At 67.7% G+C, this 13,267-nt stretch carries 13 protein-coding genes; 9 read left to right on the top strand and 4 right to left on the bottom strand.

Annotated features, from left to right (window positions below):
* Positions 1 to 14: 14 nt before the first annotated feature.
* The 3 genes from tcuB to ACWEOW_RS01000 form a co-directional block, all read right to left on the bottom strand.
* Positions 15 to 1,148: a tricarballylate utilization 4Fe-4S protein TcuB gene (tcuB, locus tag ACWEOW_RS01010; RefSeq protein WP_452267281.1), complete on the bottom strand. Its 1,134-nt coding sequence runs from the start codon at positions 1,146 to 1,148 to the stop codon at positions 15 to 17.
* Positions 1,145 to 2,578, bottom strand: coding sequence for an FAD-dependent tricarballylate dehydrogenase TcuA (tcuA, locus tag ACWEOW_RS01005; protein ID WP_452267280.1), 1,434 nt, complete (start codon positions 2,576 to 2,578; stop codon positions 1,145 to 1,147). The genes tcuB and tcuA overlap by 4 nt, the downstream gene beginning before the upstream one ends.
* A gap of 275 nt (positions 2,579 to 2,853) precedes the next feature.
* Positions 2,854 to 3,552 carry a GntR family transcriptional regulator gene (locus tag ACWEOW_RS01000; RefSeq protein WP_452267279.1) on the bottom strand — a complete coding sequence of 233 codons (699 nt, stop codon included), beginning with the start codon at positions 3,550 to 3,552 and terminating at the stop codon, positions 2,854 to 2,856.
* A 365-nt stretch (positions 3,553 to 3,917) separates the two neighbouring features.
* Here ACWEOW_RS01000 and ACWEOW_RS00995 point away from each other — a divergent pair, with 365 nt between their 5' ends.
* The 9 genes from ACWEOW_RS00995 to ACWEOW_RS00955 all read left to right on the top strand — a co-directional run bounded on the left by ACWEOW_RS00995 (position 3,918) and on the right by ACWEOW_RS00955 (position 12,268).
* Positions 3,918 to 4,607 (top strand): GntR family transcriptional regulator, encoded by a 690-nt coding sequence (locus ACWEOW_RS00995; RefSeq protein WP_452267278.1) that lies wholly within the window; start codon positions 3,918 to 3,920, stop codon positions 4,605 to 4,607.
* A 266-nt stretch (positions 4,608 to 4,873) separates the two neighbouring features.
* Positions 4,874 to 6,100, top strand: a complete 1,227-nt coding sequence (gene fdhA / locus ACWEOW_RS00990; RefSeq protein ID WP_452267277.1) for a formaldehyde dehydrogenase, glutathione-independent — start codon at positions 4,874 to 4,876, stop codon at positions 6,098 to 6,100.
* Positions 6,097 to 7,137, top strand: coding sequence for a hypothetical protein (locus ACWEOW_RS00985; protein WP_452267276.1), 1,041 nt, complete (start codon positions 6,097 to 6,099; stop codon positions 7,135 to 7,137). The genes fdhA and ACWEOW_RS00985 overlap by 4 nt, the downstream gene beginning before the upstream one ends.
* A 133-nt stretch (positions 7,138 to 7,270) precedes the next feature.
* Positions 7,271 to 8,104 (top strand): SDR family NAD(P)-dependent oxidoreductase, encoded by an 834-nt coding sequence (locus ACWEOW_RS00980; protein ID WP_452267275.1) that lies wholly within the window; start codon positions 7,271 to 7,273, stop codon positions 8,102 to 8,104.
* Positions 8,105 to 8,139: 35 nt separating this feature from the next.
* Positions 8,140 to 9,147 carry a peptidyl-alpha-hydroxyglycine alpha-amidating lyase family protein gene (locus ACWEOW_RS00975; RefSeq protein ID WP_452267274.1) on the top strand — a complete coding sequence of 336 codons (1,008 nt, stop codon included), beginning with the start codon at positions 8,140 to 8,142 and terminating at the stop codon, positions 9,145 to 9,147.
* A gap of 73 nt (positions 9,148 to 9,220) precedes the next feature.
* Positions 9,221 to 9,457, top strand: coding sequence for a hypothetical protein (locus ACWEOW_RS00970; protein ID WP_452267273.1), 237 nt, complete (start codon positions 9,221 to 9,223; stop codon positions 9,455 to 9,457).
* A 109-nt stretch (positions 9,458 to 9,566) separates the two neighbouring features.
* A complete protein-coding gene (locus tag ACWEOW_RS00965) occupies positions 9,567 to 10,721 on the top strand; it encodes an amidohydrolase family protein (RefSeq protein WP_452267272.1) in 1,155 nt (384 codons plus the stop codon).
* A gap of 81 nt (positions 10,722 to 10,802) precedes the next feature.
* Positions 10,803 to 11,909 (top strand): amidohydrolase family protein, encoded by a 1,107-nt coding sequence (locus ACWEOW_RS00960; protein ID WP_452267271.1) that lies wholly within the window; start codon positions 10,803 to 10,805, stop codon positions 11,907 to 11,909.
* An 11-nt stretch (positions 11,910 to 11,920) separates the two neighbouring features.
* On the top strand, positions 11,921 to 12,268 hold the full coding sequence (locus tag ACWEOW_RS00955) for a Rieske (2Fe-2S) protein (RefSeq protein WP_452267262.1): 348 nt from the start codon (positions 11,921 to 11,923) through the stop codon (positions 12,266 to 12,268).
* Positions 12,269 to 12,363: 95 nt separating this feature from the next.
* Here ACWEOW_RS00955 and ACWEOW_RS00950 read toward each other — a convergent pair whose 3' ends face one another.
* The gene (locus ACWEOW_RS00950) at positions 12,364 to 13,002 is read right to left on the bottom strand and encodes a nitroreductase family protein (RefSeq protein WP_452267270.1); all 639 of its coding nucleotides are present in this window, start codon (positions 13,000 to 13,002) and stop codon (positions 12,364 to 12,366) included.
* Positions 13,003 to 13,267: the final 265 nt, after the last annotated feature.

The following is a 13,267-nucleotide window of genomic DNA, read 5'->3' as shown; positions in this document are numbered from 1 at the left end:
GGCCTAGCGTCCTGTCACGTCCGGCCCGAGCGCTCGACGTTGTCCCGCACGATCGCGAGGAAGCGGAAGATGGCGTGGGACAGCTTGCTGTAGGGAGCCACCGCGAAGGTCAGGACGACAGCCGCGAAGTGGACGAGGAACGCGATGCCGAACGCCGGCGTCGTGCGCAGCAGCAGCACGGCCAGCCCGGACAGCGCGAGGAACTCCAGGGCTACCAGGAGGCCGTAGTCCTTCACGGTCATCTGTGCGTAGCTGGTGACGGTCGATGCTCGCGTCTTGAGCACGAGCAGCGCGGTGCACCCGATCACCATGGATAGGCCACCGACGGTCCCGGTCAGCACGGGCACGGACAGCCACGGGTACGGAGGTGGCGAATGGAGGACGTCCTGAAGGATCGCCGCGGACGTCGTGGAGACGAGGCACAGGCCGAAGCCGTAGGAGACGAAGCCGTGCAGGACGCGTCGCTTCGACGACGGCTCGGTGTCCTGCGGGTAGTAGCAGTCCTGCCCGCCGCCTCGAAGGTAACGCAACGTCGCGGCATACCAGACGGCGCGCGAGACGTGGCCTACCCTCATCTCCCGGCCGTCACCGGCCACCTCCGTCCAGAACCGTCGTCCCGCAGCCATCGCCACCGCGGTGCTGTAGAGCGTCGGAACGAGGATCAGCAGCAGGAGCACCGGATAGGGGATGAGCGCATACGGCGACTGCGCGCCGTCCCCGGTCGCAACCAGTCCGGACGGACCGGCATGCAGCAGGGCGGCGAGGGTGACGATGGCGGTTGCCAGAACGACTCCCGAGAACACGCCCGTCCATCCGGAGAACAGACGCGGCACCGCGGTAGGCCACATGTAGCGGCGGTAGTCGTGAACCCGGACGGCAGACAGGGCCTTGGGCAGGTCGACGGCGAACTCATGCGGCGAGCTGTACATGCACGCGTCGTAGCAGGCCCGGCAGTCATGGCACAGGTTCGCGAGCTGGCTGACATCGCCCTGCTCGATCACGGTCCGGCGCCCGAGCGCAGGGAAGACCGCGCAGTACCCTTCGCAGTAGCGGCATGAGTTGCACACCGTGAGCTGACGGGTTGCCTCCCCGACGAGCAGGTGCAGCGAGGTACGGCCGCCCGGGCCTGACTGGTCCAGCACGGTCATCTCCGCCCCTCGCTCGCGTGCTGGGCGGCTTGAGCACCGGCTCGGCGTCCCCAGACGCTGCCGATCGTCATCCCGAAGCCGGCCAGGTACCCGGTGCTCAGGATGTTGCCCGACATGATCTCGCCGGCGGCATAGACGTTGGTGAAGGCCGAACCGTCGGTCCGCACGACCCGCGCATCGGGCCCGATCGAGACGCCCATGTACGTGAACGTCACGCCGGGTCGCATGGCCACCCCGTAGTACGGCGGCGTGTCGATGGGTTGTGCCCAGTTCGACTTCGGTGGTGTGAGGCCCTCGGTGTGGCAGCCATCGAGCTGCGAGATGTCGAACGCCTCACCCGGGACGACGGCGTCGTTGAACGCCTCGACCGTCGCCGCGGCGCGCTGCTGGTCGAGGTCGAACGTGCGCAGGAGGTCGCCCAAGGTCTCCGCCGACGCCGTGGGGTACATCGGCCGCAGGAACAGGTGGTTGACCTTGGCGTCCCACACGCAGTAGGCGATCTGGTCGGGCTGCTCGGCGATGTGCCGGCCCCAGGTCGCATAGCGCTTGGGCCACGCATCCTCGCCCTCGTCGTAGAAGCGGTCTCCCCGGCTGTTCAGGACGATGCCGAAGGGGACGGTGTCCAGCCGAGTCGCGATCCCTCCGTCGAACCGCGGAGCCCGGGCATCCACCGCGATGGCGTGGAACCCGCGCTGGTGGCCGACCGACGCAGCCTGCGCCGCATACAGCTGCGCCAGTGCGTGGCCGTCGTTGTACGGGGTGCCGCGGATGATGTAGTTGTCCGCGGCGTCGCCCCAGTAGCGACGCAACCAGTCGATGTTGGCCTCGAAGCCTCCGCTGGCGCACACGAACGAGCGCCCGCGCACGCGATGGCGGACCCCGCCGAAGCACACGATCACCGCCTGGCACGCATCCCCGTCGAACTCGAAGTCCTCGACCTTGGCGTCGTACGCGACGGTGATGTCCGACCGAGTGGCGATGTAGCGGTAGTACGCATTGAGCAGTGCCTTGCCGCCGCCGAGGAAGAACCGGTTGGTCCGGCCCAGCTGGAGCGTGCCGGACAGGGGATGCTGCCAGCGCGCGCCGTGGCGGTACATCCAGGCCGGGATGGACTCGGAGTCCCTGACCGTGAAGCGCGCGAGCTCCTCGACGTTCGGGCCTTCACCCACGTTGCACAAGTCCTGCCACAGCTCTTGCTCGCTGTACGCCCCGGGGTGGAACTCGTCCTGATCGTGCACGCAGCGGATGTTGCGCGTATGCCGGCTGTTTCCTCCGCGCATGTACTGCGGGGCCCGCTCCAGGACCAGGACCCGCGCGCCGAGGTCGTCTGCGGACATGGCCGCCGCGAGGGCCGCGTTGCCGCCACCGACCACGACGACGTCCCAGACGGTGTCCGCCCATCCGGGCGCTCCTGGTGGGCGCCTCGTCATGCCTGTCTGCACAGCGGCGCCGCTCGGGGTGCCGGGGTGGGCAGGCCGCGTTCCGGGGGATGGCTCGGCGGCTCGGTCGCACACGCTGGACGTGGTCAAGGGGCCTCCTTCGGGCTCGGCCGCCAGTTAGGCGGTGCGCATCAGCGCACGTGTGTATACCGCAGCATACGACGAGAAGATGGGACATGGAGTCGATCCCATTGGGCGGACTTATGCCGGCGACGGCCCGGGGCTTCCGACCTGTGGTGTGTCGCAGGCTGGGCCCGACCGCCGTATCAGCGGAGCTGTTCGGCGGCGAACAGCGACAGGCGGATGTCGCGCGCGTCCTGGAAGTGCCGCATGGCGATGTCGTGTGCGGCCGGTGCGTCACGACGCTCGATGGCGTCGACCAGTGCCTGGTGCTGGTCGCGAGCCGACTCCCAACGCCCCGGCACCTTCAGTGTGGTGCCGGGGTAACGACCGAGGTGCAGGTGCAGCCTCTCGAGCAGGTCCACCAGCGGCTTGTTGTGACTCGCGCGCCAGACGGCGTGGTGGAAGGCCTGGTTCGCCTCGACGAGCTCGTCGACGCTGTCGACAGCGGTCTGTGCCCCCTTGCCCAGCGCCCACTGCAGAAGTCTGAGGTCGTGCTCATCGTGACGCTCAGCGGCCATCCCCGCCGCCGTCGCCTCGAGCACCGTGCGCACGGAGTACACGTCCAGGATCTCCTCCGGGCTGCGTGTCCGCACCGTGAACCCGCGGCTGCTCCGCTCGATCAGCTCGTCCTGTTGCAGCCGACGTAGCGCCTCACGGATCGGCGTCCGGCTGACGCCGCACCACGCGGCAAGCGCCGTCTCGACCAGGGGCTCGCCGGGCTCGAGAGCACCGCTGAGAATCGCCTGCTTGAGCATCTCGTACGGAGCGACGCGCTTCTCGCTGCGCGGAGGGCTGGCCGGCGCTTCATCCTTGCTGGATGTCCGACCTGCGGTCACGGCCATGTCTGCTCCCTCTCGGTCTGATCGGACCAGGGGACCGGCCTATGCATGCATCGGTATCCCCTGGTGTGCCAGTTTCGCACCTTGGCGCCGTAGCTTCAACGCGAGGACTGGGGACGACTCTGCGAGCCTCGATCGGCGAGAGCCCGGATGCCTCCGGAACTGTATCCAGCCATCCGCGACCGAGCGCAGGCGTTGCGCCGGGCCCGGCAACGGTCAGCGGGCCAACGACAGATGACGCCTGCGCCAACTTCTCCGGAACATGCGGAGCCGCGCGCTACCGCGCCGCGGTGCGCGGATCCCACCATCACCGCCTCGTTCGTGCATACTGGTGAGTACAAGACCTAGCTAGCGACAGGGAGCGGAACGTGCCCAAGCTGAAGGCCGCAACGTTGGGTAGCCAGGCACGAGGGACGGTTCAGCCTTACGAGATGCTCAGGTCGGCCATCCTCAAGGGTGAGCTTCAGCCGGGGCAGCAGCTGGTGGAGGCCAACCTCGCGGAGTGGGCCGGGGTGAGCCGCACGCCGATCCGCGAAGCGCTACGCCGGCTCCAGCAAGATGGTCTCATCGCGCGCACCGAGCGCGGCATGGTGGTCAAGGAGCGCAGCCCCGAGGACATCCTCGACATCTACGACACGCGGCTGGTGCTCGAGGGCTTCGCGGGACGGACGGCCGCGGACCGGCGCACCGACTACGACCTCCGAGCCATGCGCAAGTGGCTGGAGCAGGGCGACAAGGTCACGTCCGATTCCCAGGGGCTGGTCGAGGCAAACCTCGGCTTCCACGCCTCGATCTGGCGAGCGACCCACAACGAGTCCCTCATCGACGTCCTCGAGCGCCTCAACCTTCATCTCGCCCGCTACCCCGAGACCACGCTCGCTGTCGCCGGGCGATGGGCCGAGGCCCGAGGCGAGCACCGGGAGCTCGTGGACGCCATCGAGGCGCGAGACGGCGACCGGGCCGAGGAGATCGCGACCAAACACTTCGCGGAGGCCCGCGACATCCGCCTGACCATCTTCGAGGAGATGACCTCGGGCAGCCTCACCGGGCCGTTCTGAGCGACGAGAGCCAGTTCCTTCGGCGCGTCTGCGGCCTCCTCCGGCAACCTCACTCCGGGAAAGCCAGTACGGAGGCTCTGGCCCGACGGCCTTCATCCCAGGTTCGCGCGCCCCCGCTCGGGAGGGCGGTGACGCGGGCCCGCACCCGAGCGTGGCACCTCCGCGCGTTCGGCGTGCTCGATGAGGCCTCGACCGCCGCGGCACATCGCCGTATACTCTTGTGCACAAGTGTATAGCCCAGCCTGGGCGCGGCAGAGGAGAGATCGGTGAGCGGAAATCGCGGTGTCGTCTACCTGGGTCCACACCAGGTTGAGGTGCAGTCGACCGAGTACCCAGCACTGGAGCTGCGGGACGGTCCCGGGGTCAACCCGGGCAACATCGGACGCAAGTGCGAGCATGGCGTCATCCTCAAGGTGCTGGCGACCAACATCTGCGGGAGCGACCAGCACATGGTTCGAGGTCGCACCACCGCCCCGCCCGGGCTCGTCCTTGGGCACGAGATCACCGGCGAGGTCGTCGAGGCCGGTTCCGACGTCGAGTTCGTCAAGGTCGGCGACATCGTGTCGGTGCCGTTCAACATCGCGTGCGGCCGGTGCCGCAACTGCAAGGCGCGGCTCACCGGAGTCTGCCTCAACGTCAACCCGGCACGGCCCGGCGCGGCATACGGCTATGTCGACATGGGTGGCTGGGTCGGCGGCCAGGCGGAGTACGTCATGGTCCCGTACGCCGACTGGAACCTGTTGCGCTTCCCCGACCGCGACCAGGCTCTCGACAAGCTGCTGGACCTCACGATGCTCTCCGACATCTTCCCTACTGGTTTCCACGGTGCCGTCACGGCAGGCGTCGAAGTCGGGAGCACGGTGTACGTTGCCGGCGCCGGGCCCGTCGGGCTGGCGTGCGCGGCGTCCGCCCAGCTGTTGGGGGCCGCTGTCGTCGTGGTCGGTGACCTGGTCCCTGAACGGCTCGAGCAGGCACGGTCCTTCGGGTGCGAGACCGTCGACCTGCGCAGCGAGGACCTGGCTGGAAAGCTCGAGGAGCTGCTCGGTGTTCCCGAGGTCGACGCTGCCGTCGACTGCGTCGGGTTCGAGGCTCGAGGCCACGGCGCCGAGGCCAGCACGGAGGCCCCCGCGACGGTGCTCAACTCTCTGATGGGCATCACCCGGGCGGGTGCCAGCCTCGGCATCCCAGGCCTCTACGTCACAGACGACCCAGGTGGCATCGACTCAGATGCCCAGATCGGCGCACTCAAGCTTCGGCTCGGTCTCGGATGGGCCAAGAGCCTCAGCTTCACAACCGGGCAGTGCCCCGTCATGAAGTACCACCGCCAGCTCGCGATGGCGATCCTGCATGACCGCGTCCACATCGCCAAAGCGGTCAACGCCACGCCCATCGGTCTGGACCAGGCGCCCGAGGGCTACCGCAACTTCGACCAAGGAGCCTCCCGCAAGTACGTCTTGGACCCGCACGGCGAGCTGGCGAAGCGCGCCGCATGACCGCCTCCCTGGCGGGACCCGTGCTCGGCGTCGAGCACGGGCCGGAGTATGCCTGGACCGAGCCCTTCAATGACTGGCTCGCCTCGCGCCCGCAGCACGAGTCGTCGGCGTGGATCCACTCGGGCATCGCCTCGACACGGTCCGGGGATGTCGTCGTCGTGAGTCACGACCAGGCGCTAGCCGTCCTCCTCGCGCCGGACGGCTCGGTGCGGGCGAGCTTCGACACCGGAGTGACGCAGGGTCACGGGCTTCTCGTCGCCGAAAGCGATGGGCAGGAGGTGCTCTGGATCGCCGACAACGGCGCGCGTCGCGAGCAGGACGCCGAAGGCGAGTACCTCAACCAGGACGGCGCCGCTAGGCCCGCTGCCGTGAAGATGTCCCTCACCGGGGAAGTGCTCCTGTCCATCCCCGCCCCGGACATCGAGGCGTACCGCATGAACAGGTTCAAGCCCACCGGGGTGGCGGTGGACGACGGGAGCGGCGGGACCGGAGACGTCTGGGTCGCCGACGGTTATGGCCAGAGCTACGTCCATCGTTTCCGCGGCGACGGAACCTACGTCATGTCGCTGTCGGGCACCGAGGGCGCCGGGCGCTTCGACTGCCCGCACGCCGTGTGGGTGGACCATCGCCGGGGCGAGCCCGAGCTCTACGTCTCGGACCGCAGGAACGCGCGGCTCCAGGTGTTCGATCTCGAGGGTGTCTTCAAGCGCGTGGTCGGCGACGCGTCGCTCTTCAGGCGCCCGAGCGCCTTCACGGTCGTGGACCAGTTCCTCGTGGTCGCCGATCTCGAGTCGCGCCTTGCGGTGCTCGGACCCGACGACCAGCTCCTCGGCCACCTCGGCAGTGACGACGAGGCGGCCGTCCGGCCTGGGTTTCCCAACCAGCTGGACCACGAGCATCGCCCACACCGCCCAAGTGGCCTGCGGCCGGGGTACTTCAACAGCCCGCACGGGCTGACGGCCGACGCGCAGGGAAACCTCTACGTCAGCGAGTGGCTGATCGGCGGGCGGCTCGTCAAGCTGGAGCGGCGAGCGTAGCCTGCCCGCAGCGGCATACCGACAGCCCGGTATACAGTTGGATTCGTTAGTATGCCGTGCCGATGGCGGTGGCCTGGCCGGCCGTCTGGGCCGAGCACAAACCACGTTCTGACCAGCGGGAAAGGAAACCGCAATGGATCTTGGCATTGAGGGCAAGGTTGCCCTCGTGACTGGCGGCAGCCAGGGAATCGGCAGAGCAATCGCCCACGGACTGGCCAACGAAGGCGTCCGCGTAGCCGTCTGTGGCCGCACCAAGGACATCGTCCATGAGACGGCCGAGCAGATCGAGGCCGAGACCGGGACACCGGTGCTGCCGGTCGTCGCCGACGTCCTGGTGCCGAATGACATCGAGCGGTTCGTCGCGGAGACGCTCGAGCGTTTCGGCACGATCGACATCGCGATCAACAATGCCGACCTCATCACCCGAGACGTCGGGTTCTTCGAGCTCCAGGACGAGGACTGGCAGGAGAAGATGAACATGAAGCTGTTCGCACCGATTCGGCTCATCCGCCTCGTCGCGCCGATCATGCAGCAGAACGGCTGGGGGCGGATCATCAACATCGGTGGCAGCTCAGCGCGAAAGGTCCACTCGGCCGGCTGGGCCAAGGGTGCCACGCAGCCCGGTCTGATCAACCTGACCAAGAGGCTCTCCTGGCTGCTGGGGCACGACGGCATCACCGTGAACCTCGTCGAGCCCGGCATCGTATGGACCGAGGGCCACACCCGCATGGACGGCAAGAGCCGTGCGGAGAGTCGCTCGGAGGACCTCGCCAGGCGAGCGGAGCGCGAGGGGGTCTCCTACGACGAGATGGACCGCCGAGCTCGCGCCGAGCTCGTCATCGGTCGACGTATCGAGCCGGACGACGTGGCCAGCGTCGTGGTCTTCCTCAGCTCCACGCTCACCGGCGCCCTGACGGGAGAGACGATCCTCGTCGACGGCGGAGAGATGAACACCGTCCGGTTCTGATCCATCGATCACGCTGTCTACGAAGGGAGTCCCGGATGACATCGTCTAGCCAGGACCGGCCGTTCGAGGTCGTCGACGGTTGGGAACAGCTGCCCGAGGGCCTCGTCCATCTGGACGTCGCGGACGTCGCGGTCGACGACCAGGACAACGTCTATGTGCTCGCCCGCAAGGATCCCGCGGTGATCGTCTATGACGCCGACGGCCGCTTCCTGCGCACGTGGGGCAGCGACGTCCTCAGCAGTCGGCCACACGCGATCACCTTGGGGCCGGACGGCGTCGCGTACGTCGTCGACGAGGGGAGCCACCTGGTGCGCAGGTTCACGCCTGAGGGTGAGGGGCTGGGGGTGATCGGCACCGGCGTCGCCTCGGAGACCGGCGTCGACAGCTCCAACCCCAGCCTCTACCACCGGATCCAGAGCATCGAACGAGGCGCCGGCCCCTTCAACCGGCCGACCAAGGTCGCCATTGCGCCCTCGGGCGACCTCTACGTCTCCGACGGGTACGGCAACGCACGGGTCCACCAGTTCACCAGCGACGGCGAGCTGGTGCGCTCATGGGGTGAGCCCGGCTCTGGGCCGGGTCAGTTCAACCTGCCGCACTGCGTGAGCGTGCTGTCCGACGGTCGCGTGCTCGTCTCCGACCGCGAGAACGACCGCCTGCAGGTCTTCGATCCTGACGGCGCCTTCATCCAGGAGTGGGCCGGTCTGCAGCGTCCGACCGCCACCACCTTGTCTCGCGACGGGCTCGTCTATGTCCTGGAGTCGGGCCTCTGGAAGGGGGACGAGTCGATCGCCCGAGGACTCATGGCGGACGACCTGACACCACGTGTCAGCATCCTGGACGACCAGGGGACGCTGCTCGATCGGTGGGGGAACGTCGGGGACGACCCGTGCGCAGCGGGCAACCTCGTCGCTCCGCACGGTCTGTGTATCGACTCAGCGCACAACCTCTACATCGCGGAGGTCAGCCACACGTCGCGAAGCCGACGTGGTCGCGACGCCGCGAACTGTCACACCGTCCAGAAGTTCGCGCTGGTGCGATGATGCTGATCGGGAGGTATGCGGCGATGAGCAGCAGCGCGCGAAGGCGGCGTGGCCGACCGCGGAGACTCGGGAGATGAGCAAGCGTCTGCCGCCGCCCCGCACGCTCGGTCCCGATGCGGAGCTGCCGCTGCAGTATCCGCTCTCGGCCCATGAGGCGGACGACGCCTGGTACGTCGTGGTCGAAGGTCGCGCGGACGACTGGCTCGCCCGCTTCGAGAAGGCGCCCGGCTTCGACGCCCGCGAGTGGGCGACGAGCATGGCGCACACCTTCAACATCCGTCTGCGTGCCCAGATCGAGCACGACGAGTAAGGCGTCAGACTTTCTGAACAGTGGTATACAATTGCATGCCATGTCGGTAGCATGGGTGTCACAGCATTGAGCGACAGGTCACTCAGGAGCCTCAGGAGGCGCAGGGCAGATGTCGGTGCAGACGCGGGAGCGCAGCGCGGGAAGTAGAGCCAAGCTCGAGGACGTCCTGGTCGTCGACACCGACGTGCACGTCTACGAGCTCCCGAAGGATCTGATCGACTACATCGACATGCCCTGGCGCGTCGCGCTTGAACAGGTCAAGGACCGATCCGGCAACTTCATCCCGGCGTTCGCGCCGGGCGCAAGTGGCTTCAGCTTCGGGCCGATCTGGCCGACCAGTCACGAGTCCGACCGGATCGTGCGCACACCCGAGGCGATGCGCGAGGAGCTCAGCCGCATCAACGTGGACATCGGGGTCCTGTTTCCCAACAACCTGCTCAAGCTCCCGACCCTGACCGACGACGAGTATGCCGCCGCGCTGTCCCGCGCGTACAACGCCTGGCTGGCCGACACCTGGTGCTTCCCCGACCAGGGCCTGCTCGGGGTCCTGTGCGCCTGCCCGCATGCCCCGGAGGACACTGCCGCCGAGATCAGGAAGTACGCCAAGCACCCTGGAATCGTCGGCGTCTACCTGCCTAGCGCCGCGGTCGACCCGCTGTGGGGCAACCGCAAGTACGACCCGATCTACGAGGCTTGCGAGGAGGCCGACTTCGCGGTGCTGCTGCACAGCGTCGGCATCGTGCACCCGGCATACCCGTTCAACACCAACGGGTTCACCAGCGGGTTCGCGCGGCATACGACCTCGCACACGTTCTCGATGATGGCCAACCTCGTGGACATGATCAGCACCGGTGTCCCCGAACGTTTTCCGAAGCTGAGGATCGCCTTCACCGAGGCCGGCGTCGCCTGGGTGCCGTTCCTGATGATGCGCATGGACCGGGTGTACCGGGAGCGCCGGCACGAGGTGCCCTTCCTGACCAAGCCGCCAAGCGAGTACATGACCTCCTTCTACTACGCCACGCAGCCCATCGAGGAGCCCCAGAACCTCCGCGACCTGGTCACTCTCGTCGACCTCTACGAGGGACAGACCCAGACGATCTTCGCCTCGGACTGGCCTCACCACGACTTCGACCACCCCAACAAGATCTTCCAGGCGCCTTTCTCTGATGACGTGAAGCGAAAGATCTTCGGTGAGAACGCTCTGCGTCTGCTCAACCTCGATGCCACCGGCCATCGCACCGGGCTGACCTCCACCGACGCCTGACCAGGCCCTTCGACGGATGCCGCCGCGCGAACTGTTCGAGGCCGAAACGTCCCTGCCCATCGCAGAACTGTAGGAGAACCAATGGATGCCAACCATGCACGCCTCGGCGAGCATCTGATCGTGGACGCCAGCGTTCACGTGCAGGAAGGTCCGCTGGATCTCCTGCCGTATTGCGACGAAGCCTGGCGGCCGGCACTCCAATCCATTGCGGACAACGCCAAGACGGCGGGAATCGGCGCCGAGCTGTGGCCGCCGGGTCTGCCCGGCGAGGCGACCACAGCGACCCCGGAGGAGCTCCGAGCGAGCCTCACGGAGCGCGCCGTCGACCTCGCGGTCCTGTGCCCGACCAGTCTGCAGAAGCTGTCGATGGTCGCCCATGCCGAGTTCGCATCGGCCGTGGCCAGGGCCTACAACGCGTGGCTCACGGAGACCTGGTTGCGCCCCGAGCAGGGCCTGCTCGGGTGCATCGTCGCCTCCGCGCAGGCTCCGGCGGACTCGGCGGCTCAGATCCAGAAGTATGCGGATCATCCGGGCGTCGTGGGCGTCTTCCTGCCCGGCGCCGCTGTCGACCCGCTCTGGGGCCACCGCAAGTACGACCCGGTCCTGCGGGCCGCCGAGTCGGCCGGCCTGCCGGTGCTGCTGAACAGCGTCGAGGTCATGCATCCGGTGTTCCCGTTCAACACCCACGGGTTCGACACGAGCCTGGCCCGGTTCACCACGTCCGACCCGTTCTCGATGATGGTCAATCTCATCGACATGATCACCACCGGGGTCCCGGCGCGCTTCCCCGACCTGCGGGTGGGCGTCTTGGGGGCCGGCGTCACCTGGATGCCGTTCCTGAGCCTGCGCCTGGACAAGGTCTACCTCGAGAAGCGCCGAGAGGTGCCTTTCCTGGCCGAGCGTCCGAGTCAGTATCTCAAGAGCTACTTCTACGGGTCCTTCCCGCTCGAAGATGCACCCAACCCCGACGACTTCGTCACGATGGTCGACCTGTTCGAGGGCGAGAACGCGATGGTCTTCGCTTCGGGGTGGCCGCAGGACGGCTATGACTCCGCGGGGCAGATCCTCGCCCTGCCGTTCTCGGACGAGGCCAAGGCCAAGATCGTCGGCGGGAACGCGCTGCGGCTCTTCGACATCGACGAGCGTGGGCGTCGGCTGTCGCTGTCGCGTGAGGCTGCGTCGCGGTGAACGAGGGGCATGTGGTCGGGAAGCTGGAGGAGTTCCCCGAGGGCAGTCATCGGGTGGTGACGGTGGGGCGTCGCAGGATCGGGGTGTTCAACGTCAAGGGCACGTTGCATGCGTTGCCGAACCTGTGTCCGCATCAGACCGGGCCGTTGTGCGAGGTCAGGAAGGTGACGGGGACGACGCAGTCGCGGGTGGAGAACGACTGGGCGATCGAGTGGGCGTTCGACAAGGAGATCATCGCGTGTCCGTGGCATGGGATCGAGTACCACGTGCCCACGGGACGGTGTCTGACGTTCCCGGAGATCAGTATTCGCAGCTATGAGGTGTCGGTGGACGACGGCGAGGTCAGCGTCCACTTCTGAAGGAGTGCCGTCCTCCCCGACGAGAGTGGCCGTCGACTCGCGAGGTGAGTCGACGGCCACCTTCGTGCGTGGCGCGAGCGCGGCGTCCGCCGGGGTCACCAGCGGTTGTGGTGGAAGATCTCCTCGACCGGGATGCGGGCCGCGGGCTTGAAGCGGGAACCGGTGAAATAGGCGACCGGCGTCATGCCCACCTGGGTCACCTCCTCGAACGGTATCCCCAGCAGCTCGGACGTCTCCCGCTCGTAGGTGAGGTGCCGCGTGGTGAAACAGGTGCCCAGCCCCCGGGCCCGCGCGGCGAGCATGAAGCTCCAGAACGCGGGCATCACCGACCCGTACAGACTCGCCAGCTCGCGGCTGTCGGCGTTCGCGGTGCGCTTGCGGCGGATGGTCGCGATGACGAGCCAGGGGACCTCGGCCAGGTGGTCGCGCAGATACTCGCCGGCTGACTGGAGCCTGTCCTGGGCCGGCCGACGGACGTCACCCGGCTCGTAGTCGACCGGGGTCTTGACGGCGTTGAGCAGGCTGCGCTTGTAGATGTCGGCCAGGCTCTTGCGCACGGCCGCGTCCGAGACGCACACGAAGCCGTAGTCCTGACGGTTCGAGCCGCTGGGCGCCTGCATGGCGACCTCGACGCACTCCTCGACGAGTGTCTGGGGGACCGCCCTGGTCAGGTCCAGGCGCCGGCGGACCGCGCGGGTCGTCGTCAGCACCTCGTCCGCGGACAGTGGCTCCATGGTCACGCTCCTGTTCTGTGGCTTCCATCGCTTCTGTGGCCCGCGGTTGGTGTAGGCGAGTCATCCGGAGTCATCCCACCGGGCCGCGTGTGTTGCCGAGGGCATGCCGGTGCGCCTAGCATCATGGTATGCGATCGTATACAGCGCCGGGAACCCGCTCCTGTGCGTCGCGGTCGGACGACCGACTCGCTCGCATGGGACTCGGGTCTGCGTCGGAGTGACCCACGCGCCACGACCGAGCGGGCGGAGTGCTCGCGTCGGATCT

Source organism: Monashia sp. NPDC004114, assembly GCF_053603855.1.
This window is presented reverse-complemented; position numbering and strand designations above follow the sequence as displayed.